We start from the raw sequence: 21,883 nt of genomic DNA on the forward strand, positions 1-21,883 counted from the left end.
GTCCGCGAACGCGCCGGAAGGCTCGGCCGCCGCGAACGCGTCAGGAGGCTCGGCCGCCCAGGACGCGCCGAGAGGCTCGGCCGTCCGGAACGCGCCGGGAGGCTCAGACGCCCAGGGAGCGCTGCGCCGCCTCCACCCAGCGGCTCACGCCGACCCGCTGCGCCACCGCCAGCGCGTTCTCGTAGTGCGGCCGCACCGCGTCGGTGAAGCCCAGCCGCAGCGCCAGGTCGCCCAGCGTCAGCGCCACCGGCCAGAGCGCCACCACGCCGGTGCCCGCTCCCGCGATCCGGTCGGCGAACGGCTTCAGCGTGTCGTACGCCTCGACCATCCGCTCCCGGTCGTCCAGCAGCATCCCGGCCAGGGCCCGCCAGACCATCGCCAGCTCGTAGAGGAAGTCCGGCCGGACGGGCGTCTTCACCGCGATGACGGCCCTGGCGTCACGGTGGTGTCCCGCCGAGGCGAGCGCCACCGCGTAGGCGTCGAGCGTCCACTTGGCGCCGCGCTGGTGCGCCTCGGCCAGCGGCTCGACCATCTCGGCGGCCCGCCCGTTGACCAGGTGCAGGCAGAACGTGGTGATCAGCGGAAGGTCCTGGCGGCCCTCCAGCATCCCGGCCTTGGCGGTCAGCCGGGCGGCGTCGCGGTAGGCGCGCGTCGCCCCGGCGAAGTCGCCGGCGATCATCAGCCGCTGCCCGGCGTACCAGGCGACCACGGCGGCGGGCGCGGACAGGCCGTACTGCCTGGCGAGCTGCTCGGCGGTGGCGACGTGCGCGTCGGCCTCGGCGAACGCGCCAGAGGCGGCGGCGCACTCCATCAGCACCAGGTGCGCCAGGGCCTGCACCGAGACCTGCCCGCTGGCCCTGCCGACCTCCAGCAGCTCTCTGCCGATGACCTCACGCTCGCCCACCGGCGTGATCGCGTACGACTGGCGCAGCCGCCCGCTCAGCGCGGTCGCCAGCAGCGCGGGGTCACCCGAGCGGCGGGCCAGCTCCTCGGCCTCCAGCGAGGCCTGCTCGCCCCGCGGGGTGGCCGAGCCCTCCAGCTCCAGGGCGAGCGTGGCCAGCAGGCTCGCCCGCAGCGACTGCTCGCCCGCGGGCAGCTCGACCAGCGCCTGCTCGGCGACGTCGACGATCTCCCAGGCCGTACGGGTGAAGTCGCGGGCCATGCCCTTGTGCGGCACGGCCAGCGAGGCGGCCACCCGGGCGGTGAGTTCGAGGTTGCCCAGCGGCAGCGCCGCGTCCATCGCCTCACGCCGCCGCCTGCGGGCCGCGGCCATGTCGCCGCAGAGGGCCAGTGCCTTGATCAGCCGCAGGGTCAGCAGCAGACGGTCCCGGGTGCTGTCGGGCGTCTGGGCGATGCCCGAGCGGTCGAAGGCGGCGATGGCCTGCTCCCACAGGGTGGCGGCCTCGCGGTGGGCGAAACGGCGCTCGGCCTGTTCGGCGGCCAGTCCGGCGTAGTGCACGGTCTTGATGGCGGTCTCGCTGGTGCCGGCCGAGGCGTAGTGGTGGGCCAGCGCGGCCACGTCGCCGGGGTTCCTGCGCTCGACCACCCCGGCCACCGCCGCGTGCAGCCGGGAGCGGCGCAGCCGGGAGGCGTCGGAGTACAGGGTGTCGCGGACCAGGTCGTGGTCGAAGCGGAGCCTGCCCGGGCCCGGCTCGGTGACCAGGCCGGCCAGGAGCGCCGCCTCCACCGCGTCGACCACGGCCTCCTCGTCGCCGGCCACGTCCACCAGCACGTCCACGTCCACGTCGCGGCCGATCACCGCGGCCTGCAGCAGGATCTGCTGGGCGGCCTGCGGCAGGCGGGAGATCCGCCTGCGCAGCACGTCGCGGACGCCCGAGGGCACCCCGGAGATCACCTCGGCGGCCGTGGCGCGGTCGCTGACCGCCTCGGCGTCGAGCAGCCGGACCGTCTCGCGGACGAAGAACGGGTTGCCGCCGGTGCGCTCGACGATGCTGTTGACCGCGTCCTCGTCGACCTCGCGCACGCAGGTGGCGCGCACCAGCTCGGCCACCGCCTTGGTGTCCAGGCCGGTGAGGCCGACCCGGACCGGGCCGAGCCTGGCCAGCGCGGCCAGTACGTCGGCCTGCTGGTCGCTCAGCTCGCTGTCGCGGCAGGTCACCACCAGCAGCACCCGGCTGGTCGCCAGCAGGCTGGGCAGCGCGCGCAGCAGCGCCAGCGTCTGGTCGTCGGCCCAGTGCAGGTCCTCCAGGGTCAGCAGGATCGGCGTCTCCTTGGCGACCGCGGCCAGGTAGCCGCCCACCGCCCGGTGCAGCCGGAAACCGCCGGAGGCCTGGTCGTCGTCGGGCTCGGGGGCCGCGTCGTCCAGGAGCGGGGCCAGCAGCGAGGCGTACTCGCCGGGACCGGCCGCGTTCACCAGCGTGCGCAGGATCTCCACCCAGGCCCAGCCGGGAGGTGTGGCGCTGCTGTCGGGGCAGGCGCCCGAGGAGATGCCCCAGCCGTCCTGCGACAGCAGCCTGATGAGCTGGCGTACCAGGGTGGTCTTGCCCGCCCCGGCGTCGCCGCTGATGACGGCGACGGTGAAGCGCCCGGTCCTGGCCGCGGCCGTGGTGAGCCTGTTCAGCTCGGCGTCGCGGCCGACGAACGGCTCGGGCTCCAGCGGCGGGAGCTCCACCGGGGCGACCGTGGGCCTGGGCGGCCAGGTGTCGGCGGACACCGCCTGCGGGCGCTGCCTGGCCTGCGGCGACACGGCGAGCTGCAGTCCCGGGTCCTGGGACAGGATGTCGGACTCCAGCTTGCGCAGCGCCGGGCCGGGGTCGATGCCCAGCTCGTCGGAGAGGATCGTGCGCGCCCTGCGCAGCGCGGCCAGCGCGTCGCCCTGGCGCCCGCACCGGTACAGGCCGAGGGCGAGCAGCCGCCAGCCCTCCTCGCGGAGCGGGTGCTCGGTGGTCAGCGCCTCCACGTCGGGCACCGACTCGGCGGGCATGCCCATCCGCAGGCCGCTGTCGGCGTGCCGCTCGCGCGCCACCAGGCGCAGCTCGGTGAGCCGGTTGACCTCGGCCTCGGCCCACGGCTGGTCGGCGAAGTCGGAGTAGGGGGTGCCGCGCCACAGGCCGAGGGCCTTCTCCAGGCGGGCCCGCGCCACGGCGGGCTCGTCGGCGTCCAGCTGCTCACCGGCGCCGCGGACCAGCGTCTCGAAGCGCAGCGCGTCGACCTGGTCGGCGGCGGCGCGCAGCGCGTACCCCGAGGCGACCGTCACCAGCAGCCGGTTGGGGCCCCCGCGCGGCCGGCCGGGCTCCAGCACCCGCCGCAACCGGGAGATGTACACCTGCAGGCCCGACTGCGCGCCCTTGGCCGCGTCGTCGTCCCAGAGGTCGTACAGCAGGGAGTCGACGGGCACGACCTGCCCGCGTGCCACGAGCAGGCGGGCCAGGACCGCACGCTGACGCAGCCCGCCCAGGTCGAGCTCGTCGTCGCCGGAATGCGCCTCGACCGGGCCGAGAACTCGGAACGCCACCATGTCAGCCGCCACGCTATGCGGGCCTTCGAATCGCGCACAAGGTATTTCCCAATCTAGCGGCTGATCGACTCCTTTTCAGGGGCCGGTGCGGCGTTCTCACGCCGGCGCAGGAACGTCCACGCGCCGAGCGCCAGCCCGCCGAAGGGGATTTCGACAGTGTAGGTCCAGAAGCCGAAGAGCAGTGCTGCGGCGGTGGCCGAGTCCAGTGGAGCACCGAAGAAGACCAGGGCGCCGATGGTTCCGGCCTCCATTATCCCCGTACCGCTCGGGGTCACCAAGGCCGTGGTGAGGACCCGGGAGAGGGCGAACGCGGCGATGGACTGGGCCAGTCCCGGGTAGGCGCCGGTGGCGTGCAGGCAGACGACCAGGATCAGCCACTGGAACCCCAGGAAGAACACCATGCCCAGGGTCAGCCCTGCCCAGCGGCGCCGTACGACCTCGGAGGTGTCGGCCCGCAGCTTGACCAGCGCCTCGGAGGCGGCGTGCCCGCCGGGCCGGATCCGGCGCGGGAGCAGCCGGGCCCCGGCGTCCAGGCCGCGGCCGAGCAGGGCCGCGGCGCGGTCCCAGTAGAGCGCGGCGGCCACCACCGCGACCAGGACGAGGATGGAGAGCGCGCCCGCCCAGCCCGCACGGGTCACCGCGGGGCTGAGCGCCTGCCCGCTGAGGAGCAGGGCCACGATGCCCGCCGCGGGCAGCAGGAAGCGGAACAGGGTGTTCCAGATGCCGGTGGTCAGGGTGGAGACCACCACCGCCCTGGAGGGGAAGCCCCACCCCTTGGTCATCGCGAACGTCACCGCGACCCCGGCCGCGCCGCCGAAGGGCAGCAGGTTGCTCACCGCGCTGCCGCCGGCGTTCAGCGTCAGGGCCTGCAGGTGGTTCAGGCCGGGCAGGGAGGCGGTCAGCACGAACGTGTACGACAGCAGGCTGAGCAGCCAGACGGCCGCCATCAGCGCGACCTCCCCGGGACCCAGCGCGGCGAACTGGGCGCCGATCTGCGTCCAGGACACCTGCTTGCCGGTCAGGGCGCCCACCACCTGGGGCATGAAGACCACGAGCGTGACGGCCAGCGCCAGCGACGCGACCGACAGCCCGACCTGCACCCACCTGTTCCTCATGTGACACATCCACTCGTCATGGGACAACCCTGGCCAAGTCTGCCGGTGCCGTCCTCATGCTTTGGGAGGAGGTTCGAAGGGGTGTCTCAGCCGGGAGCCCAGGGGGGCGTCGCGGCGGACGTACCACTCGGTGCCGAAGATCAGGCGGTACAGGGGCTGCGGGATCTTGAGCATGACCCCGAGCGTGCGGGTGTCGGCCCCGGTGGCCTGGGAGGCGTGGGCGGCCATGCTCGCCCGCTTCTGGCGGGCGAAGCGCCGCACGCCCACCCGGTGGGTGATCACCTCGGCGGGGGAGTAGGCCCGCTCGAAGGCGCGGATGTCGAGCTGGGGGTAGAACCTGCGGACCAGCCTCAGCCCCCGCAGCAGGGGGTCGCGGTTGACCGTGGCCTCCAGCACGATCGGGGTGGCGGCGATCTCGGCCGCCCGGCCGCCGACCCGGTGCACCTGGACGTGGTCGGGGTGGCCGTAGCCTCCGGCCGGGTCGTAGGTGGTGAGCAGGCCGGCCTCCTCCTCGGTGAGGACGGCGGCCAGCCGCCCGGCGGCCTCCTCGACGTCGGCGTCGATGAAGGCCCCCTCCGGGCGGTCGTCGGCGACCCCGCCGCCGGGGGCCAGCCCGGAGTCGGCGTAGCCCAGGTTCACCACCCGGGCGCAGCCGAGGGCCGCCGCCGAGGCGTACAGCTCGGACATCCGGGTGGCGCCGAGCGCCTCGCCGGGTTCGACGTCGGCCTGGCCCCGCTCTCCCGAGGTCGCCACGACGAGCACCACCCGGTGCCCCTCGGCGGCGAGCATCGCCATGGTGCCCGCGGTCAGCAGGGCCTCGTCGTCGGGGTGGGCGTGGAAGAACACCGCTGTCCTGGCTTCGCTGATCGGGTCCACTCCGTTCACGGCTCACAGGTGCCCGGCGGGCACGCAGGCATGATCTCACGCGGGTCTACGCTGGCACGGTGAGGATCCTCCATGTCAGTGACTGTTACCTGCCGCGCCTGGGCGGGATCGAGGTGCAGGTCGCCGATCTGATCCGGATGCAGCGGCAGGCGGGTCACCAGGTCGAGGTGGCCACGGCCACCCCGGGTGAACCCCTGGCCGGAGTGCACAGGATCGTCGCGCGCCTCCCCTTCGACCTGCCGGTCCACCCCTTGGGGACGGGGTACCTGCTGCGCCTGATGAGGGTGCGCCGCCCCGACGTGGTCCACGTGCACGCCGGCGCGGTCTCGCCGTTCGCCTGGATGGGGGTACGGGCGGCGACGCGGGCCGGGCTGCCCGTGGTCGTGACCGTGCACAGCATGTGGGACCCGGTGACCCGGGCGATGTACCGGGGGCTGCGGCTGCTGTCGGGCTGGCACCGGTGGGGGCTGGTGGGCACCGCGGTGAGCGAGGCGGCGGCCCTGCCGATCCGCGCGGTGGCCGGTCCCGGCGTGCCGGTGCACGTGGTCTCCAACGGTTTGGACGTCTCGGGCTGGCGCTCCGCCGGACCCGGGTCTGGGGGCGTTCCCGGGCGGGAGCCGTCCGGGCCGGGGGTGTCCGGGGGAGAGGCGTCCGGGCCGGTGCACGTGGTGGCGGTGGGGCGGCTGGCGCCCCGCAAGCAGCCGCTCCGGTTGCTGCGGCTGCTGAAGGAGGCCCGCGCGCGGGTTCCTGCGGAGACGCCGATGCGCGCCACCGTCGTCGGCGACGGCCCGGCCAGGTCGCGGATGGAACGCTACCTGAACGCCAACGGGATGACCGGCTGGGTCTCGCTCCCGGGCCGCTACAGCAGGGAGCGGATCCGCGAGCTGCTCGTCTCGGCGGACGTGTTCGTCGCGCCCGCGCCGCGCGAGTCCTTCGGGCTGGCCGCGCTGGAGGCCAGGGCCGCGGGGGTGCCGGTGGTGGCCCGCGCGCAGAGCGGGGTGGCCGACTTCGTCCGGCCCGGCAAGGAGGGGCTGCTCGGGCGGAGTTTCGACGAGCTGGTCACGTCGGTGGCCAGACTGGTCAGGGATCGGGAGCTGCGCGAGTCGATCGCGGCGCACAACCGGGAGACCGAGCCGGTCCGCAGCTCGTGGCCGGCCGTGCTGGAGGGCTTCGAGCGCTGTTACGACCAGGCCCGCTCCAGGCGGGACTGACCGGGCCGAGATCCGCCTCCGCGCGGGCCGGGGTCCCCTTCCGCGCGGGCGGAGGCCCGCTCCCGCGCGGGCCGGGGTCCCCTTCCGCGCGGGCGGGGAGGGCGAGAGGCGCGGGCGGGAAGACCGCGAGAGGGGCGCCCCGGGACGGGGGATCCACGCGAGGCGGGGAGGCGCGGGGCGGGAGACGCGAAGGACCCCCGCCGTGCGGTGGCGGGGGTCCTTCGGGTGTTCGGTACGGCCGCCGCCCCGCACTGCCCCCCGCAGGCGGAGCGGCGGCCGTACCCTGCCGTCCCGCCGGGGCCGGGGCCTCTCTCGCGAGAGGCGCGGGCGCGGGCGGGAGGGCCGTCAGGAGCAGGCGGCGCTGAGCTTGGTGCCGGCCTCCTGGATCTTCGCCGTCACCGGCCCCATGGCGGCGGCCGCGGCGGCCGGGTCGTTGGCGTCGATCTTGACCGCCTCGAACGAGGCCCCCAGGTCGTTCAGGGCGGCGGCCACGTCGCCGTCGGCCTTGGCCCCCACTGCCTTGAGGTCGGCGCCGAGCTTGGCGGCCGCGGCGTTGATCTTCCCCGCGTCGCCGGCGGCACCGGTCATCGCGGTGGTGAAGTCGGTGAAGGACTGCGTCCAGGCGGCGCCGGTGCAGACCTCGTCGTTGGCGCTACCGCCACAGGCGGCGGTCATCGAGACGAGGGCGACTCCCGCGGCGGCGACGGCGATACGGCGGGAGGAAAGTGCGCGGAACAATTTGTACCCTTCATTGCAGTTCGTGATGATAGGAACCCTATGGTGGCGTCCTTGCGCGAGACTTTCACCTTGCTTACAGAAGTGACTCCCGTGACGTGACGTGATTCCGGCCGGTCGCTGGGTAAGAGACGCCCATGGCTGAGTCGATCGTGGATCCGGGCTCCGGTCAGCACTCGCTCAAGCGGGTCATCGGCCGCAGGGTGTTGCTGCTCTTCGTGGTGGGGGACATTCTCGGCGCGGGCATCTACGCCCTGGTCGGCAAGGTCGCCGGCCATGTCGGCGGGGCGCTCTGGGTGCCGTTCCTGGTGGCCTTCGTGCTGGCGGCGCTGACGGCGACCGCCTACGCCGAGCTCGTCGGGAAGTACCCCCAGGCCGCCGGTGCGGCGCTCTACGCCAACAAGGCGTTCAACATCCCGTTCGTCACCTTCATCGTGGCGTTCGCGGTGATGATGAGCGGGATCACCTCGGCGAGCGCAGCCGCCAGGGCGTTCGGCGGGGACTACCTCGCGGAGTTCGTCTCGATCCCGGTGATCGTGGGCGCGTTCCTCTTCCTCGGCCTGATCACGCTGGTGAACCTCGCGGGCATCTCCGAGTCCGTCAAGGTCAACGTGGTGCTGACGATCATCGAGGTCTTCGGGCTGCTGGTGATCGTCGCGATCGGGATCTACGCCCTGTTCGCCGGTGACGGCGAGCCGTCCCGGGCCCTGGAGTTCCACCCGGCCAACGGCGCCTTCCTCGGCGTCCTGGGCGGCACCGCCCTCGCCTTCTACGCGCTGCTCGGCTTCGAGGACTCGGTCAACCTCGCGGAGGAGGCCAAGGAGCCGTCGCGCGACTTCCCGCGCGCGCTCTTCGGCGGCCTGGCCGTCGCGGGCGTCATCTACCTGGCGGTCGCGTTCACCGCCACCATGCTGGTCGACACCAAGACGCTGGTGGACTCCTCCGGCCCGCTGCTGGAGGTCGTCAAGGTGGCGGGGCTGGCGTTCCCGCCCAAGCTGTTCGCCCTCATCGCGCTGCTCGCGGTGGGGAACACCGCGCTGATCAACATGCTGATGGCCTCGCGCCTGGTCTACGGCATGGCGCGCGAGGGGATCGTGCCGCGGGTCTTCGCGACGGTCCACGCGTCGAGGTCGACCCCGTGGGTCTCCATCCTCTTCACGGTGGGCGTCGCGGCGGTGCTGGTCGCCACCGGGGACGTGGGCAACCTGGCGGACACCACCGTGCTCCTGCTGCTCTGCGTCTTCGCGATGGTCAACGTGGCCGTGCTGGTCCTCCGCAAGGACCGGGTGGATCACGATCACTTCCGGGCGCCGAGCTGGATGCCCGTCCTGGGGGCGGTGGTCTGTCTCGTGCTGGTCCTGCCCGTCACCGGCAGGGAGGCGGACGTCTACGTCCGCGCGGGGGTCCTGCTGGCCGTCGGGGCGCTGCTGTGGTTCGTCAACCGGCTGTTCGTGTCAGAACGGAAGGGCGCGTCCTGAGGGGGTGCGCAGATCGAGGGGCGCGGGCGTCCGGGGCGGGCGGGGCTTCTGGAGAATCACGACCTTTTTCATGTGGACTCCCTCTTTGTTGGAGTTTGAGAGAGAATACGTCAACTGACCGACTTTTTCTGTGATTTTTTACCGGGTACGCGCCAAGCCCGGTCCACACGGGGATCCGCCGTCCCGCGGGGTACGCGCCAGGCCCTGCGCGCGGCGATCCGCCGTCCTACCGGGTACGTGACGGGTCCGGCCCGCACGGTGATCCGGCCGGAGGGGGGTGCGGGGCGGTGTCAGCGCCGGAGCACGAACGCCTTCTCGTCGTCGCCCACCCCGACCGAGCCCACCGCCCACAGCGTGCCGGTGCCCGGCACCCGGGCGAGGCCGGTGGAGGTGACGTCGTCGGTCGCCTCGTACTGCTGGTCGGAGGAGTGGGCGCGCAGCAGCGGGCCGTACTCGCGTGACCAGGTGGTCCCGTCGTGGCGCAGGACGAGCACCTGCCCGGCGTGGTCGGCGTCGACGCCGCTGATCCACAGGTCGCCGGGGCCGGTGGCGGTGACACCGTGCAGCACCCCCCGGGAGACCGGCACCTCGACCTGGGACCAGCGGCTCCCGTCCCAGCGCACGACCAGGGGGCGCGCGTCCCCGGCCGGGGAGAGGTCCCGCGCCCGGCCGGCGTCGGGAGAGGTGGAGATCCGCCCGACCGCCCAGACCTCCGACGGTGAGACCTGCCAGACCCGGGTGAGGACGCCGCCGGGGATCGGGGGCACCGCGAGGTTCTCCCAGGACCCGTCCCTGCCGTGCCAGACCATGGGCGTACGGGTCGCGCTGGTCCCCACCGCCCAGACGTCGCCCTGCCGGGAGGTGATCGCCTCGAAGGTGCCCTCGGTGCTCAGCGCGTTGCGGAACCCGCCGTCCTCCGCCTCCAGCACGACCGCGCCCGAGGGGCCGTTCGCGGCGAACCAGGCGCCGCCGTCGCTCGCGGCGACGTCGGCCAGCCGGTAGTCCTCGGCCACCCCGAACGGCCGGTACGGCGTCCAGGCCCGCCCGTCCCAGTGCGCGGCGAACGCGCTCGGGCCGTTGCCCACCACCCACACGTCACGCGGCCCGCCCGCGCTGACCCCCACCAGGTGATGGGCTCCGGCCCCGTCGGCGACGGTCACCTCCCGCCAGCGGCTGCCGTTCCAGCGCAGCACGGCGGGCACGCCCTCCCTGTCCTCGGCGCCGTCCTGGAAACCGACGGCCCAGGCGTCGCGGGGGCCGGTCGCGGCCACGTCGAGCAGTGCGGTGCTCCCGCCGAGGGGCGCGCCCCCGACGGGCCTCCACGCGGCGGAGGCGGTGGCCGCCCCGGTCGCGGCGCTCGCGGAGGGGTGCTCCGCGGACGTGGAGGCCCCGGTCCCGTCCGGCGCGGGAGCGGCCGGGGTCGCCCGCCCCGGGGAGCCGTTCGCCGTGGCGGTGGCCGGTGCCGGGGTGGCGCCGGGAGCGGGCGTCGTGCGGCCCGCGCCGCAGGCGGCGAGGAGGAGCGTTCCGGCGACCAGGGCCGCCACCGGGCGCGGATTCGGCATGCCCTCATTGTCGCTCACACATCCACCCCGGGCCGTGCCCGTCAGGATTAGAACCCGCTGGCAGGGGCACCTGGGACATAGGCGGAGAGGATACCGATGTCAAGGGCCGAAGAAGAGGCTGTGGGGTTCCGCGTCCGGGCCGACAGGCGCGGCCGTGTCACCGCCCTGCACGCGGTGGGGCCGCTGGACTACGCCTCCTCGCCGATGCTCAAGAGGGAGGCCGACGCCGCGCTGGGCGCGATGGACCACCCCCGGCTGGTGATCGACCTCAGCGAGGTCACCTTCTGCGACTCCACCGGTTACGGCGTGCTGATGTACGCCCTCACCCGGGTCCGGCGGCTGGCCGGCTCGCTCGTCCTGGTCGGCACCTCCGCCGTGATGCGGAACCGGCTGATCCGGCTCGGGGTGGCCGAACTGTTCGAGACGCGCCGCACCGTCGAGGAGGCCATGGAGACGTTCCCGGAGACGACGTGATCCCGCACCGGCGGCGGGAGCCGACGCTCCGTCGTATCGGTCTGATCCGCGCCGTATGAGACAGTTGGGTGCTTGCGCAGGATCGTTCAGAGGATTGGTCATGTTCGCGGGAAATCAGCCGGAGCCGGTCTTCACCGCCACCTCCGGGTTGCACGGCACGACGCTGGTGATCCGTGCGAGCGGGGAGCTCGACCACTACCGGACGCCCGTGCTGCGGGAGGAGATGGCCAGGGCCTGGGAGACGCTGCGCGCGCCGATCCTCATCCTCGACCTCTCCGCGCTGACCTTCTGCGACTCCTCCGGGATCGGTGAGCTTCTCCAGGTGCGCCACCACGGCCTGACCGAGGGCGTCCGGGTCATCCTCACCGGTGTCCAGGGCAATCTGGCCCGGCGGCTCACGCTGGCCGGCCTGCTCCCGGTGTTCGAGATCTTCCCCTCGGTGGCGGACGCGCTCGAGGTCGCCTGAGACGAGGTCGCTCGGCCGCCCGACACGAAGCCGTTCGGACGCCTGAGACGAGGCCGCTCGGGCTCGGGGACGTCCGGCGGCGAGGCCGTCCGCGCTCGGGACGGCCGGAGACGACGAGGGAGCGCCGGGACCGCCCGTACGGGACAGGTCTCACGACACGCGCGGGTGAGGGTCAGGCGGCGGTGGCGTGCTCGGTGTGGAGGCGGACCGGGGCGGCGACGTGCCCGTCACGCTCGCGCAGGATGGTGCGCAGGACCCGGAGGCCGTCGCGGACGGCGTGCAGGTTGCTGGCGCCGTGGATGCGGCTGCGCTCGTGGCTGGGCACCTCGTGGATGACGAGCCCGGCCTGGGCGGCGCGGATGTTCATCAGCGTCTCGATCTCGAAGCCGTCGCAGTCGAGGTCGAGCGCGTCGAGGTGGCGGGCCCAGAAGGCGTTGTAGCCGTAGCACAGGTCGGTGTACGAGGTGCCGTACAGCCAGTTTGTGATCTTGGTGAGGGCCGTGTTGCCCAGCGAGCGGATCGGGCTGATGTCGTCGGACCCGCCGCCGGGGGCGCAGCGCGACCCCTTGGCGAAGTCGGCTCCCTCGACCAGCGCGGTCACGAAGGAGTGGATCTCGCGGCCGTCGGTGGACCCGTCGGCGTCGATCATGACGATGATGTCGCCGGTCGCGGCGGCGAACCCCTCGGTGAGGGCGTTGCCCTTGCCCTTGCGGGTCTGCCGGACGACGCGAAGGCCGGGACGGAGGGACCTGGCGACGGCCACCGTGTCGTCGGCGGAGTTCCCGTCGACGAGGATCACCTCATCGATCCAGGACGGCAGGGTCGCGAAGACGTGAGGCAGGTTCTCCGCCTCGTTCATGGCGGGGACGACCACACTGACACTGAAGGCGAAAGGCGCGCTGTTCATGGCCGAACGATGCACCGGGGCACCTGCAGGCCACTTGCCAACCTCTTGCAAACCTCGCGCGGACGAACGGTCCTGAAGCATGGCCTCTCCTTTGGGACATTGGGAAGGCCACTTTGCGGACCGTCAGAAAGGGAGTGTACGTCCCGAAGGAGTCCGCAGGTCAAGGGGGGTGGCCTCACGAGGAGGGCGCGGACGTTGGACGACCTGGATCTTTTTCACGTCTTCTCCTTCGTGCCGGTGTTGATCACCAAGTGGTACCCATGCGAAGGCAAAGAATCACCTATCGCCGTATCACATGAAGAACACTGGCCACACGTTCCGCTGCCGTGGCCACGTCCTCGACCTGCCCGATGCGCCCCGCCCAGGACAGCCAGAACCACCACTCCCCGTCCTCCTCGTGGGCGGCGAGCACGTCCTCGGTCATGGCCGGGACCATCGGGTTGATCACGTGCAGCCTGGGGCAGGGGCCCGCGGGCGACCTCAGGCGTACCTGGAAGGCGTGCGCCTCGAGTTGTGCGGCCAGCCGCCGCAGGTGGTCGACGGCCTCGCCGCGCTCTGCCCTCATCCGGATCACTCCTGGCGGATACCGATGGTCGCTTCCCTGCAGAGTGCGGTTTCGCGGCATCTGAGGCAATCACTCCTTCCGCGGCATCCCTCCGGATCAGTGGAATAGGGCAGGAACCCGCCGCCGTTCCGTGGGGAAACCGCGAATAAAGGGAATGCAATGCACAGGCACGCCGAGAGCATGGTGCGTTCTTGTTAATGTCGCGTGAACAGTCCCGGGAGGAACGCCGTGGCACGAGGAGAGCATTCGCCCGCGTGCGCGCGCCGCTGGCGGGAGACGGCCACGTCACGGCAGTGGACCCCCTGGCAGACCGCCCAGGCCGTCCACGGCTGCTGCGGGGTCAGCCTTCTGAAGGCCCACCGCCTGGCCAGGGGATGGTCGGCCAGGCAGGCCGTCCAGGAGCTGGAGGAGCTCTGCCGGCTCCAGGACCTGGGCGAGGCGCGGGCCAGCATCGACCTGCTCAACGCCTGGGAGAACAACCGCGCCAGGCCGCGCCCGCAGACGATCGACCTGCTGGCGCGGCTGTACCGCGCCAACACCGTCAGGCTCGGCCTGGCAGGTGACTACTGCGACGACGGCGACGAGGGCGGCGCCAAGGTGGTGGTCGTCTCGGCCGGCGAGGCCCGCTCGCCGTACCGGACCGAGGAACGGGAACGGTCCGGGGACGACATGGAGCGGCGCGCGCTCTTCCACCACGCGCTGCTCGGCTCGGGGACGGCGGGGACGGCGGGAACGACGGGGACGGTGATGACCGGCCGCCTGCTGGCCGAGGTCGAGCGCACCCGCCAGGACCTGGACCGCACGCTCGCACTCGCCACGGTCTCCGAGGATCAGCTCGACCGGCTGGACGAGCAGGTGCTGAGCTACCGCCGCGAGTACATCAGCAGCGCCCCGGTGCCGATGCTCTACCGGCTGATGCTGGAGCTGTCGGACGTGCGGACGCTCTCGCTGGCACGCCAGCCCGCGATGGCCCAGCGCCGCCTGCTCAACGCGACCGTCATGCTGGCGCTGCTCGCGGCCGACGCGCTGATGAAACTCGGTGACACCCGCCAGGCCCACGCCTGGTACGGCACCGCGCGCAGCGCCGCCGACGACATGGGGGACGTGCGGCTGCGCGCCCTGGTCAGGGCGCAGCAGGCGATGCTCCCGTACTACTACGGCGACCTGGCCGAGACCGTGCGGCTGGCGCGCGAGGCCCGCAGGCTCGCGGGCAGCGCGCCCAGCTCCCCGGCGGCGCTCGGCGCGGCGGCCGAGGCGCGGGCGCTGGCCAGGATGGGCGAGCACAAGGCCGCGAGGGTCGCCCTCGCCGAGGCCGAGCGGATCTTCGCCAGGATGCCCCCCGAGGGGCACGACCACCTGGCCTTCCGCTTCTCGGAACGGCGGCTGCAGTTCTACCGGATCGGCACCCTGATCGAGCTGGGCGAGGCCGTGGAGTGGAAGCCGGGACCCGCCGGGCCCTCGGGGTCCTCCGTGCCCTACGCCATCGACCCGGTGCTCATCCTGCTCGACCAGGCCGCGCACACCCTGCGCCACGGCAAGGTCGAGGACGCCTGCGAGCTGGCCGAGAGGGCCCTGCTCCAGGTCCCGCCCGAGCACCGCACCTCGATCGTGGTCGACCGCGCGCGGGCGCTGCTGTCGGAGGTGCCGCCCACGCGGCACAGGGCGGCGGCGGTACGCCGCCTGGCCGACCTCGTCTCCGGCGTCTCCGGCGTCTCCGGCGTCTCCGGCGTCTCCGGTGTCGCCGCCGGTGCTACCGGCGCCGGTGTGTCCGCCGGGTCCGGTTCCGGCGTCTCCGGTGGTCCCGGTGTCTCCGCCCCGGCGCCGGCCGGCTGATGGCGACGCTCGCCGAGGAGGCGTTCACCGTCCTGCGCGAGGTGTGCGAGGAGCTCGGCATCGACCACCGGGACGCGGAGCTGCTGCGGGTGCGCAGCAACGCCGTCTTCAAGCTGCGCGGCGAGATCGTGGTCAGGATCGCCACCGCGCCCAACGCGCTGACCCGGCTGCCGCTGGTGCTCGCGGTGGCCCGCTGGCTCGCCGAACAGGGCTTTCCCGCGGTACGGCCGGCCGACGAGATCTCCGAACAGCCCATGGTGCACGACGGCAGGGTCGTCACGTTCTGGCACTACGTGCCGGCCAGCGGGCGCCCCACCACCACCGAGCTGGGCGGGATCCTGCGCAGCCTGCACCTGCTGCCGATGCCGCCGGTGGCGCTGCGGCGCCTCGCCGACCCGCTCTGCGAGGTACGCCGCGCCGTGGACCGCTCCCGGGAGCTCACCGGCGGCCAGCGCGCCTGGCTGAGCCACCGCATCGCCGAGCTGACCGAGCGCTGGTCGGAGCTGGACATCGACGACGCGCCGGTGCTGCTGCACGGCGACGCCTGGATCGACAACCTGCTGCGCTGCGCGGACGGTCACGTGGTGCTCTGCGACTGGGACGGCGTCGCGGTCGGCCCCCGCGAGTGGGACCTCGTGCACACCTACCACGGCCAGCGCCGCTTCGGCCTGACCGCCGCCGACGTGGACGCCTTCGCCGACGCCTACGGCAGCGACCTGCGGTCCTGGCCGGGGTACTCCACCCTGATGGAGGTCCGGGACGTCTACGCGGTGGGCATCCACATCCGCAACGCCGCCGCCGACCCCTTCTCCCGGCGCGAGCTGCCCCGCCGGCTCGACTCCCTCACCCGGGGCGAGGACAACGCCCGCTGGTACATGGCCGAACCCGTTACTGTCTCCCAGTAAAAATCTTCAAACGGGGGCAGAACATGCCAGAGGTCACGCTGCGCAACACCTTCCACATCCGCAACTCGCCCGAGGCGCTACGGGCGCACCTGAGCCAGCCGCAGAGCTACGTGGGGCTCTCGCCGCTGATCGTCGCGGTCAAGGACGTCCGGCCGTCGCCGGACGAGACCTGCTACACCTCGGTGGAGCGGTTCAGGTTCCTCGGGCTCCGGTACGACAACATGATCAAGGTGACGCTGCGGAGCACGCCGCGCACGGTCGAGGGCGAGGTCGTCAGCCCCGGAGGGGTGCGCATGGACTACCGGTTCACCCTCACCGGGGACGGCCGGGGCACCGAGGTCGAGGACGTCCTGGTGGTGCACGCCTGGACCAGGCCGCTGCTGAACTTCGCCGCGAGGAAGGCCCGCGAGGTGCAGCTCGCCCGCGCCGGCCTGCTGGCCTCCCGGCTGGACTCCGCCGTGTGAGGGCCGGGCGGACGGGCGGCCGGCGGGCCCCCGGGACACGGCGCCTAGGGTGAACGTGTGAGGGCTCCGACGGTCACCGGGAAGGTCATGGCGATCCTCGGCGCGTTCCTGCCGGGGGACGTGCGGCTGACGCTCACCGAGATCTGCCGCCGGGCCGAGCTTCCCCTCGCCACCGGGCACCGGCTGATCGGGGAGCTGGTGGAGGGCGGGTTCCTGGAGCGGCTCCCGGACGGCTCCTACCGGGTCGGGATGCTGCTGTGGAGGCTCGGCGCCCAGGCCGCCGAGCCGAGGGAGCTGCGCGAGCTCGCCCTGCCGTACATGGAGGACCTCTACGCCACCACCCGCGAGAACGTGCAGCTCGCGGTGCTCCACGACGACCGGGCGCTGTACCTGGAACGGCTGCGGGGGCCCACCTCGGTGCCGATCGTGTCGCGGGTGGCCGGGGAGCTGCCGCTGCACGCGACCGGCGTCGGCAAGGTCCTGCTGGCCTTCGCCGGTCCCGAGACCGTGGAGCGGGTGCTGGCCGGGGAGCTCACCGCGCACGCGCCGAACACGGTGGTCGACCCGGTGCGGCTCCGGGCCGAGCTGGAGGAGGTCCGCCGCACCGGGGTCGCCTGCACGCAGGAGGAGATGTCGCTGGGCACCTGCTCGGTCGCGGTGCCGGTGCGGGGGGCGGGCGACCGGGTCGTGGCGGCGCTGTCGCTGGTGGCCTGGCGGCACAACGCCGACCTGCGCAGGCTGGTGCCGGCGGTGCTGTCCGCGGCCCGCGCCCTGTCGCGCGACCTCGCCGCCGTGGAACGACGGGGCGCCCCCTGACGCTTCCGCTGAGCGGAAGCACCCGGCGTGCGCGCGGGGGAGGTGCGTAATGCTCGGGGGATGCGAACTCAGGTGGGGATCGTCGGCGCCGGACCGGCCGGGCTGCTGCTGTCCCACCTGCTCCATCTGCGGGGCATCGACTCGGTGGTCCTGGAGGCGCGGAGCAGGCGGTACGTCGAGCAGCGGGTACGGGCCGGGGTGCTGGAGCAGGGCACGGTGGACCTGCTCCACGAGGCGGGCGTCGGGGATCGGCTGCGCGCCGAGGGGCTGCCGCACCACGGCATCGAGCTGCGCTACGGCGGCGGCGGCCACCGCATCCCGTTCGAACGGCTCGTCCCCGGGCGGGCCATCACCGTCTACGGCCAGCAGGAGGTCGTCAAGGACCTCATCGCCCGGCGGCTGGCCGACGGCGGGAAGATCCTCTTCGACGTGCCGGACGTCGCCCTGCACTCGCTGGAGAAGGACCCCTTCATCACCTTCGGCGGCGAGCGCCTGGACTGCGACGTCATCGCCGGATGCGACGGCTTCCACGGGGTCTCGCGGCCGTCGATCCCCGAGGGGGTCCTGACGGTCTTCCAGCGGGAGTACCCGTTCGCCTGGCTCGGCATCCTCGCCGAGGTCGCGCCCTCGGCCGACGAGCTGATCTACGCCCACAGCGACCGGGGATTCGCGCTGCACAGCATGCGCTCGCCGGCGATCAGCCGCTTCTACCTCCAGGTCCCCCCGGAGACCTCGATCGACGACTGGCCGGACGAGCGGATCTGGGCCGAGCTGCGGGCCCGCCTGGAGACGGTCCCGGGATTCACGCTGACCGAGGGGCCGATCATCTCCAGGGACGTGTCGGCGATGCGCTCCTTCGTCGCCGAGCCCATGCGGTACGGCGCCCTCTACCTGGCCGGGGACGCCGCCCACATCGTGCCGCCCACCGGGGCCAAGGGCCTCAACCTGGCCGTCGCCGACGTCCGGCTGCTGACCGCGGCGCTGGCCGGTCTCTACGCGACCGGCTCGACCGCCCTGCTGGACGCCTACTCCGGCGACTGCCTGAAGCGGGTCTGGCGGGCGCAGCACTTCTCGTGGTGGATGACCACGCTGCTGCACACCTTCGGCGCCGACGACCCCTACGAGCGGCGCCTGCAGCTCTCCCACCTCGACTACGTCACCTCGTCCGAGGCCGCCGCGACCACGCTCGCGGAGAACTACGTCGGCCTGCCCTTCGACTTCGGAGCCCGCCCGTGACCACCGCCGACAGTCCGTCCCCGCCGCCCCCCGCCGACCCGGCCCCGCCCTCGCCGTCCTCCACCGTCTCGCCCTCGTCATCCCGGGTCCCGGCCGACCCGCACCCGCCCCACCTCAGCCCCGGGTACGGCAGCACCGTGCTGCGGGCCCCCTCGCACCCGCCGCTGCGGCCCGCCCTCGACCCCGAGGCCGCCGAGCTGCTCGACCCGGTCTACGGCCACCGGCCGGTCGGGGAGCTCGACCACGACCTGACCCGGCAGCACGCGGGCGAGCCGATCGGCGAGCGCATCGTCGTCACCGGCCGGATCCTCGACAGCGGGGGCCGGCCCGTACCGAACACGCTGGTGGAGGTGTGGCAGGCGGCCGCCACCGGCAGGTACGCCCACCCGCTCGACCGGCACCCGGCCCCGCTCGACCCCAACTTCACCGGGTTCGGCCGCTGCCTGACCGACGCCGAGGGCCGCTACCGGTTCGTCACGATCAAGCCGGGCGCCTATCCCTGGCGCAACCACCCCAACGCCTGGAGACCGGCGCACATCCACTTCTCGGTGTTCGGCACGGCCTTCACCCAGCGGCTGATCACCCAGATGTACTTCCCCGGCGACCCCCTGTTCGCCCACGACCCGATCCTGGGGTCCGTCCCCGAGGCCAGGGACCGCGAGCGGCTGGTCAGCGCCTTCGACCTGGACGTCACCGAGCCGGAGTGGGCGCTCGGCTACCGCTGGGACGTCGTGCTGGGCGCGACCCCCTTCGAGGAGGAGTGATGGTGCCGACCCCGTCGCAGACCGTGGGCCCGTTCTTCGCGCACGCCCTGCCCTACGCCGAGGGCCCGTTCACGGTGCCCGAGGACCATCCGGACGCGATCGAGGTGTACGGCCGGGTCACCGACGGCGCGGGGGAGCCGGTGCCCGACGCGCTGCTGGAGATCTGCCAGCCGGGGCTGTTCGGCCGGTGCGAGACCGGGCCCGACGGCACCTACCGCTTCCGCACGGCCAGGCCGGACGACTACATCCCCCTGCTGGTCTTCGGCCGGGGCCTGCTCAAGCCGGTCTGGACCCGCGTCTACCTCGCGGAGGACGCGCCGTTCCTCGCCGAGGTGGACCCGGCCCGCCGCGGCACGCTCGTCGCCCGCGGCGAGGGGGAGCGGTCCTACCGGTTCGACGTGCGCCTCCAGGGCGAGGACGAGACCGTGTTCTTCGCCTTCTGAACGCTCCCGCGCGGGGGGTCCTCCGAACGGTCCGGCGAGGGGGCCGCGGACGGTCCGGCGAGGACGAGGCCGCGGCCCCTCGCCGAACCGTCCGGAGGTGGTCCGGGACGCGCCGGCCCGGGTCCCCGGGCCGGCGCGGCACCGGCCGATCACCTCCCGATCACTTCCCGATCGACGACATGTCCGCGTACCGCTCGCCCCTGACCGCGCCGGCCGGTACGGCCGCCTCCAGCGCGTCGAGCTGGGCCGGGGTCAGTGTGATGCCGGCCGCGGCGGTGTTCTCCTCCAGGTAGCGCATCCGCTTGGTGCCGGGGATCGGGACGACGTCCTCGCCCCGGGACAGCAGCCAGGCCAGGGAGAGCTGGGCCGGGGTGCAGCCCACCTCGGCGGCGACGTCGCTGATCCTCGCGACGAGTGCCTCGTTGGCCGCCCCGGCCTCCCCGGTGAAGCGGGGGTGGTTCTTGCGGAAGTCGTCGTCCGACAGCTTCTCGGCCGGCTCCAGCGTGCCGCCGAGCAGTCCCCGGCTGATCGGTGAGTAGGCCACCAGCGTGACGCCCAGCTCCCGGGTGACCGGCAGGATCTCCTCCGGGTCGCGGGTGAACAGCGAGTACTCGTTCTGCAGGGCGGCGATCGGGTGGGTGGCGTGCGCCTTGCGCAGCGTCTCGGCGTTGACCTCCGACAATCCGAGACGGCCGACCTTGCCCGCCGCGACGAGCTCGGCCATCGCGCCGACGGTCTCCTCGATGGGCACCCGGGTGTCGCGGCGGTGCAGGTAGTACAGGTCGATGTGGTCGGTGCCCAGCCGCCTGAGCGAGGCGTCGGCGGCCCTGCGCACGTACTCGGGACTGCCGTCGATGCGCCTGCCGGGCGGGGTCTCGCTCCGGACGATGCCGAACTTGGTGGCCAGGAAGACCTCGTCCCTGCGGCCGGAGATCGCCCGTCCCACCAGCTCCTCGTTGTGGCCGTTGCCGTACATGTCGGCGGTGTCGAGGAAGTTCACCCCCAGGTCGAGGGCGCGGTGCACGACCGCGACCGACTCGCCCTCGTCGGCGGTGCCGTAGAACTCGGACATGCCCATGCAGCCGAGCCCGACGGCCGAGACCTCCGGGCCGCCCCGGCCGATATGACGCTTGTTCATGACTGCTCCCTGGTGTCGTGCGTCTCGCTGGTGTCGTACATCTCGATCTTCGTGTCGAGGACCCCCAGATCCTCGGTGAGGCGCGTGATCCGTCCCCTCACCCGCTCGCGGTGGTCCGCCAGGATCCTCCGCCGCTCGGCGAAGGTCTCCGGTCCGCGCCTGCGGAGCTCGGCGTAGTGGCACATGTCGGCGATCGGCATGCCGGTCGAGCGCAGTCTGGTGAGGAAGACGAGCCAGTCGAGATCGGGTTCGGTGTAGACCCGGTGCCCGCTGACGCTCCGCTCCACCGGGTGGATGAGCCCGATGCGCTCGTAGTAACGCAGCGTGTGCGCGCTCAGCCCCGAGTTGCGCGAGGCCTCCTGGATGGTGATCCCCATGGGACCACCTTGCTCCTTCGAGCGCGCTCGAAGTCAACCGGGGTCCCCCGGCGGGCGGGAACCTCGTGGGCCGTGGACCCCGGAGATCGGGCACCGGGGGCCGGGGGCCCGGCCCGAGGGCGACCCTGAGGGGGAGGGCACTACCCCGGCCGGACTTCGCGCAGTTCAGGGGGGTGGCGAGGCGGACGTCCCGGGGGAGTGGGAGCCCTGGGCTCCCGGGGCGCCTCCGGGATCGCTCAGGGACGGCCGGGGGCTGTCTCCGATGTTCGGCGGACCCGGCCGTCGCCATCGTTGAGGCCATGGGAAGTCAGGCGTTCACGGGATCCATGGTCATCCTCGGCGGCCACACGGCGATCGGCGCGGGAGCCACCACGATGCTCGGGCTGCACGTGGTCACGGGCCTGGACCCGGTGCACACCGTGATCAGCGAGTACGCGTTCGAGGCGGACGGCTGGTTGCTGCCGCTCTCCCTCACGCTCTTCGCCGCCGCCGCGACGATCATCGCGGCCATGCTGGCCAGGCACGCCGAGAACCGCGGGGCCGCCCTGCTGATCGGCACCTGGGGCCTGTGCATGCTGCTGATCGGCGCCTTCCCCACCGACGAGCCCGGCCTGCCGCTCTCGATGTCCGGGGGCATCCACCGCTACGCCGCGTTCGTGGCCTTCCTCGCGATGCCGGTCGCCGGGCTGATCCTGGCGCGGCGGCGCGCGTCCGGCCGGTACGCCCGCGTGGTCCGCCTGCTCAGCCTGGCCTCGCTGGGGGTGCTGGTCCTGGTGATCCTCCCGTACGTGCTGCGGACGTTCGGCATGGAGGTCACCAACGACGACATCCCGGCGGGGGTGACCCAGCGGCTGGTGGTGGGTTTCGAGGTGGCCGTGCTGACCCTGCTGGGCCTGGCCGCCGGAACCTCCCGGCGGGTGGCCGGGGTCTCCCGGAGGGGCGGCGCGACCTCCCGCCGGGTGGCCGGGGTCTCCTAGAGGGTCGGCGCGACCTCTCGCCGGGTGGGCGGGGCCCCCCGGCGCGGACGCGGT

21 protein-coding genes are annotated in these 21,883 nt (G+C 73.2%); 12 read left to right on the plus strand and 9 right to left on the minus strand.

Translation table 11 applies throughout. From position 1 onward, the window contains the following. Positions 1 to 103: 103 nt before the first annotated feature. The 3 genes from ACLQ2R_RS31830 to ACLQ2R_RS31840 are packed head-to-tail and all read right to left on the minus strand — an operon-like array spanning position 104 to position 5,478. On the minus strand, positions 104 to 3,490 hold the full coding sequence (locus ACLQ2R_RS31830) for a BTAD domain-containing putative transcriptional regulator (RefSeq protein ID WP_425964878.1): 3,387 nt from the start codon (positions 3,488 to 3,490) through the stop codon (positions 104 to 106). A 41-nt stretch (positions 3,491 to 3,531) separates the two neighbouring features. Beyond that, positions 3,532 to 4,593, minus strand: a complete 1,062-nt coding sequence (locus ACLQ2R_RS31835) for a lysylphosphatidylglycerol synthase transmembrane domain-containing protein (protein ID WP_425964880.1) — start codon at positions 4,591 to 4,593, stop codon at positions 3,532 to 3,534. Between the two features lie 54 nt (positions 4,594 to 4,647). Then, positions 4,648 to 5,478 (minus strand): PIG-L family deacetylase, encoded by an 831-nt coding sequence (locus ACLQ2R_RS31840; protein WP_425964881.1) that lies wholly within the window; start codon positions 5,476 to 5,478, stop codon positions 4,648 to 4,650. A gap of 59 nt (positions 5,479 to 5,537) precedes the next feature. Between ACLQ2R_RS31840 and ACLQ2R_RS31845 the strand changes: the two genes are divergently transcribed. After that, positions 5,538 to 6,689, plus strand: a complete 1,152-nt coding sequence (locus tag ACLQ2R_RS31845) for a glycosyltransferase family 4 protein (RefSeq protein ID WP_425964882.1) — start codon at positions 5,538 to 5,540, stop codon at positions 6,687 to 6,689. A 345-nt stretch (positions 6,690 to 7,034) separates the two neighbouring features. Here the strand turns inward: ACLQ2R_RS31845 and ACLQ2R_RS31850 are convergent, their stop codons facing one another. Beyond that, positions 7,035 to 7,427, minus strand: coding sequence for a hypothetical protein (locus ACLQ2R_RS31850; protein ID WP_425964884.1), 393 nt, complete (start codon positions 7,425 to 7,427; stop codon positions 7,035 to 7,037). A 134-nt stretch (positions 7,428 to 7,561) separates the two neighbouring features. Here ACLQ2R_RS31850 and ACLQ2R_RS31855 point away from each other — a divergent pair, with 134 nt between their 5' ends. Beyond that, the gene (locus ACLQ2R_RS31855; protein WP_425964886.1) at positions 7,562 to 8,902 is read left to right on the plus strand and encodes an APC family permease; all 1,341 of its coding nucleotides are present in this window, start codon (positions 7,562 to 7,564) and stop codon (positions 8,900 to 8,902) included. Between the two features lie 290 nt (positions 8,903 to 9,192). Here ACLQ2R_RS31855 and ACLQ2R_RS31860 read toward each other — a convergent pair whose 3' ends face one another. Then, positions 9,193 to 10,464 carry a hypothetical protein gene (locus ACLQ2R_RS31860; protein ID WP_425964887.1) on the minus strand — a complete coding sequence of 424 codons (1,272 nt, stop codon included), beginning with the start codon at positions 10,462 to 10,464 and terminating at the stop codon, positions 9,193 to 9,195. Positions 10,465 to 10,584: 120 nt separating this feature from the next. On the opposite strand from ACLQ2R_RS31860, the gene ACLQ2R_RS31865 reads away from it, so the two are divergent. Together ACLQ2R_RS31865 and ACLQ2R_RS31870 are read left to right on the plus strand one after the other, a co-directional pair. Beyond that, a complete protein-coding gene (locus ACLQ2R_RS31865; protein WP_425964889.1) occupies positions 10,585 to 10,938 on the plus strand; it encodes an STAS domain-containing protein in 354 nt (117 codons plus the stop codon). Between the two features lie 100 nt (positions 10,939 to 11,038). Then, entirely contained in the window at positions 11,039 to 11,404 is a 366-nt protein-coding gene (locus tag ACLQ2R_RS31870; protein WP_425964891.1) for an STAS domain-containing protein, read from the plus strand. Between the two features lie 172 nt (positions 11,405 to 11,576). Here the strand turns inward: ACLQ2R_RS31870 and ACLQ2R_RS31875 are convergent, their stop codons facing one another. Together ACLQ2R_RS31875 and ACLQ2R_RS31880 are read right to left on the minus strand one after the other, a co-directional pair. Further along, the gene (locus tag ACLQ2R_RS31875; protein WP_425964893.1) at positions 11,577 to 12,311 is read right to left on the minus strand and encodes a glycosyltransferase family 2 protein; all 735 of its coding nucleotides are present in this window, start codon (positions 12,309 to 12,311) and stop codon (positions 11,577 to 11,579) included. Positions 12,312 to 12,591: 280 nt separating this feature from the next. Beyond that, entirely contained in the window at positions 12,592 to 12,876 is a 285-nt protein-coding gene (locus ACLQ2R_RS31880; protein ID WP_425964895.1) for a hypothetical protein, read from the minus strand. A gap of 228 nt (positions 12,877 to 13,104) precedes the next feature. Here ACLQ2R_RS31880 and ACLQ2R_RS31885 point away from each other — a divergent pair, with 228 nt between their 5' ends. Genes ACLQ2R_RS31885 through ACLQ2R_RS31915 form a run of 7 tightly spaced genes read left to right on the plus strand, consistent with a single transcriptional unit; the run spans position 13,105 to position 19,337 of the window. Continuing rightward, a complete protein-coding gene (locus tag ACLQ2R_RS31885) occupies positions 13,105 to 14,709 on the plus strand; it encodes a helix-turn-helix domain-containing protein (protein WP_425964896.1) in 1,605 nt (534 codons plus the stop codon). Beyond that, on the plus strand, positions 14,709 to 15,614 hold the full coding sequence (locus ACLQ2R_RS31890; RefSeq protein WP_425964898.1) for a phosphotransferase enzyme family protein: 906 nt from the start codon (positions 14,709 to 14,711) through the stop codon (positions 15,612 to 15,614). The genes ACLQ2R_RS31885 and ACLQ2R_RS31890 overlap by 1 nt, the downstream gene beginning before the upstream one ends. Positions 15,615 to 15,637: 23 nt before the next feature. Next, positions 15,638 to 16,078: an SRPBCC family protein gene (locus tag ACLQ2R_RS31895; RefSeq protein ID WP_425964900.1), complete on the plus strand. Its 441-nt coding sequence runs from the start codon at positions 15,638 to 15,640 to the stop codon at positions 16,076 to 16,078. A gap of 57 nt (positions 16,079 to 16,135) precedes the next feature. Then, positions 16,136 to 16,894 (plus strand): IclR family transcriptional regulator, encoded by a 759-nt coding sequence (locus ACLQ2R_RS31900; protein WP_425964902.1) that lies wholly within the window; start codon positions 16,136 to 16,138, stop codon positions 16,892 to 16,894. A 60-nt stretch (positions 16,895 to 16,954) separates the two neighbouring features. Beyond that, positions 16,955 to 18,130, plus strand: coding sequence for a 4-hydroxybenzoate 3-monooxygenase (locus ACLQ2R_RS31905; protein ID WP_425964903.1), 1,176 nt, complete (start codon positions 16,955 to 16,957; stop codon positions 18,128 to 18,130). Continuing rightward, a complete protein-coding gene (gene pcaH, locus ACLQ2R_RS31910; RefSeq protein WP_425964905.1) occupies positions 18,127 to 18,894 on the plus strand; it encodes a protocatechuate 3,4-dioxygenase subunit beta in 768 nt (255 codons plus the stop codon). Before ACLQ2R_RS31905 ends, pcaH begins: the two co-directional genes overlap by 4 nt. After that, positions 18,894 to 19,337: a protocatechuate 3,4-dioxygenase subunit alpha gene (locus tag ACLQ2R_RS31915; RefSeq protein ID WP_425964907.1), complete on the plus strand. Its 444-nt coding sequence runs from the start codon at positions 18,894 to 18,896 to the stop codon at positions 19,335 to 19,337. The genes pcaH and ACLQ2R_RS31915 overlap by 1 nt, the downstream gene beginning before the upstream one ends. Positions 19,338 to 19,497: 160 nt before the next feature. Here the strand turns inward: ACLQ2R_RS31915 and ACLQ2R_RS31920 are convergent, their stop codons facing one another. Both ACLQ2R_RS31920 and ACLQ2R_RS31925 read right to left on the minus strand, forming a co-directional pair. After that, positions 19,498 to 20,475 carry an aldo/keto reductase gene (locus tag ACLQ2R_RS31920; protein ID WP_425964909.1) on the minus strand — a complete coding sequence of 326 codons (978 nt, stop codon included), beginning with the start codon at positions 20,473 to 20,475 and terminating at the stop codon, positions 19,498 to 19,500. After that, a complete protein-coding gene (locus ACLQ2R_RS31925; RefSeq protein ID WP_425964911.1) occupies positions 20,472 to 20,852 on the minus strand; it encodes a MerR family transcriptional regulator in 381 nt (126 codons plus the stop codon). The genes ACLQ2R_RS31920 and ACLQ2R_RS31925 overlap by 4 nt, the downstream gene beginning before the upstream one ends. A 299-nt stretch (positions 20,853 to 21,151) precedes the next feature. Here ACLQ2R_RS31925 and ACLQ2R_RS31930 point away from each other — a divergent pair, with 299 nt between their 5' ends. Next, a complete protein-coding gene (locus ACLQ2R_RS31930; RefSeq protein WP_425964912.1) occupies positions 21,152 to 21,829 on the plus strand; it encodes a DUF998 domain-containing protein in 678 nt (225 codons plus the stop codon). Positions 21,830 to 21,883: the final 54 nt, after the last annotated feature.

The sequence above is a fragment of the Streptosporangium sp. DT93 genome, from assembly GCF_049844535.1.
In the GTDB taxonomy this organism is placed as follows: domain Bacteria; phylum Actinomycetota; class Actinomycetes; order Streptosporangiales; family Streptosporangiaceae; genus Streptosporangium.

Bases quoted from the DNA above. Each gene is read 5' to 3' on its own strand.
- ACLQ2R_RS31835 (WP_425964880.1), bottom strand. From the start codon at position 4,593: ATGAGGAACAGGTGGGTGCAGGTCGGGCTGTCGGTCGCGTCGCTGGCG.
- ACLQ2R_RS31855 (WP_425964886.1), top strand. From the start codon at position 7,562: ATGGCTGAGTCGATCGTGGATCCGGGCTCCGGTCAGCACTCGCTCAAG.
- ACLQ2R_RS31860 (WP_425964887.1), bottom strand. From the start codon at position 10,464: ATGCCGAATCCGCGCCCGGTGGCGGCCCTGGTCGCCGGAACGCTCCTC.
- ACLQ2R_RS31870 (WP_425964891.1), top strand. From the start codon at position 11,039: ATGTTCGCGGGAAATCAGCCGGAGCCGGTCTTCACCGCCACCTCCGGG.
- ACLQ2R_RS31875 (WP_425964893.1), bottom strand. From the start codon at position 12,311: ATGAACAGCGCGCCTTTCGCCTTCAGTGTCAGTGTGGTCGTCCCCGCC.
- ACLQ2R_RS31880 (WP_425964895.1), bottom strand. From the start codon at position 12,876: ATGAGGGCAGAGCGCGGCGAGGCCGTCGACCACCTGCGGCGGCTGGCC.
- ACLQ2R_RS31890 (WP_425964898.1), top strand. From the start codon at position 14,709: ATGGCGACGCTCGCCGAGGAGGCGTTCACCGTCCTGCGCGAGGTGTGC.
- ACLQ2R_RS31895 (WP_425964900.1), top strand. From the start codon at position 15,638: ATGCCAGAGGTCACGCTGCGCAACACCTTCCACATCCGCAACTCGCCC.
- ACLQ2R_RS31905 (WP_425964903.1), top strand. From the start codon at position 16,955: ATGCGAACTCAGGTGGGGATCGTCGGCGCCGGACCGGCCGGGCTGCTG.
- ACLQ2R_RS31915 (WP_425964907.1), top strand. From the start codon at position 18,894: ATGGTGCCGACCCCGTCGCAGACCGTGGGCCCGTTCTTCGCGCACGCC.
- ACLQ2R_RS31920 (WP_425964909.1), bottom strand. From the start codon at position 20,475: ATGAACAAGCGTCATATCGGCCGGGGCGGCCCGGAGGTCTCGGCCGTC.
- ACLQ2R_RS31925 (WP_425964911.1), bottom strand. From the start codon at position 20,852: ATGGGGATCACCATCCAGGAGGCCTCGCGCAACTCGGGGCTGAGCGCG.
- ACLQ2R_RS31930 (WP_425964912.1), top strand. From the start codon at position 21,152: ATGGGAAGTCAGGCGTTCACGGGATCCATGGTCATCCTCGGCGGCCAC.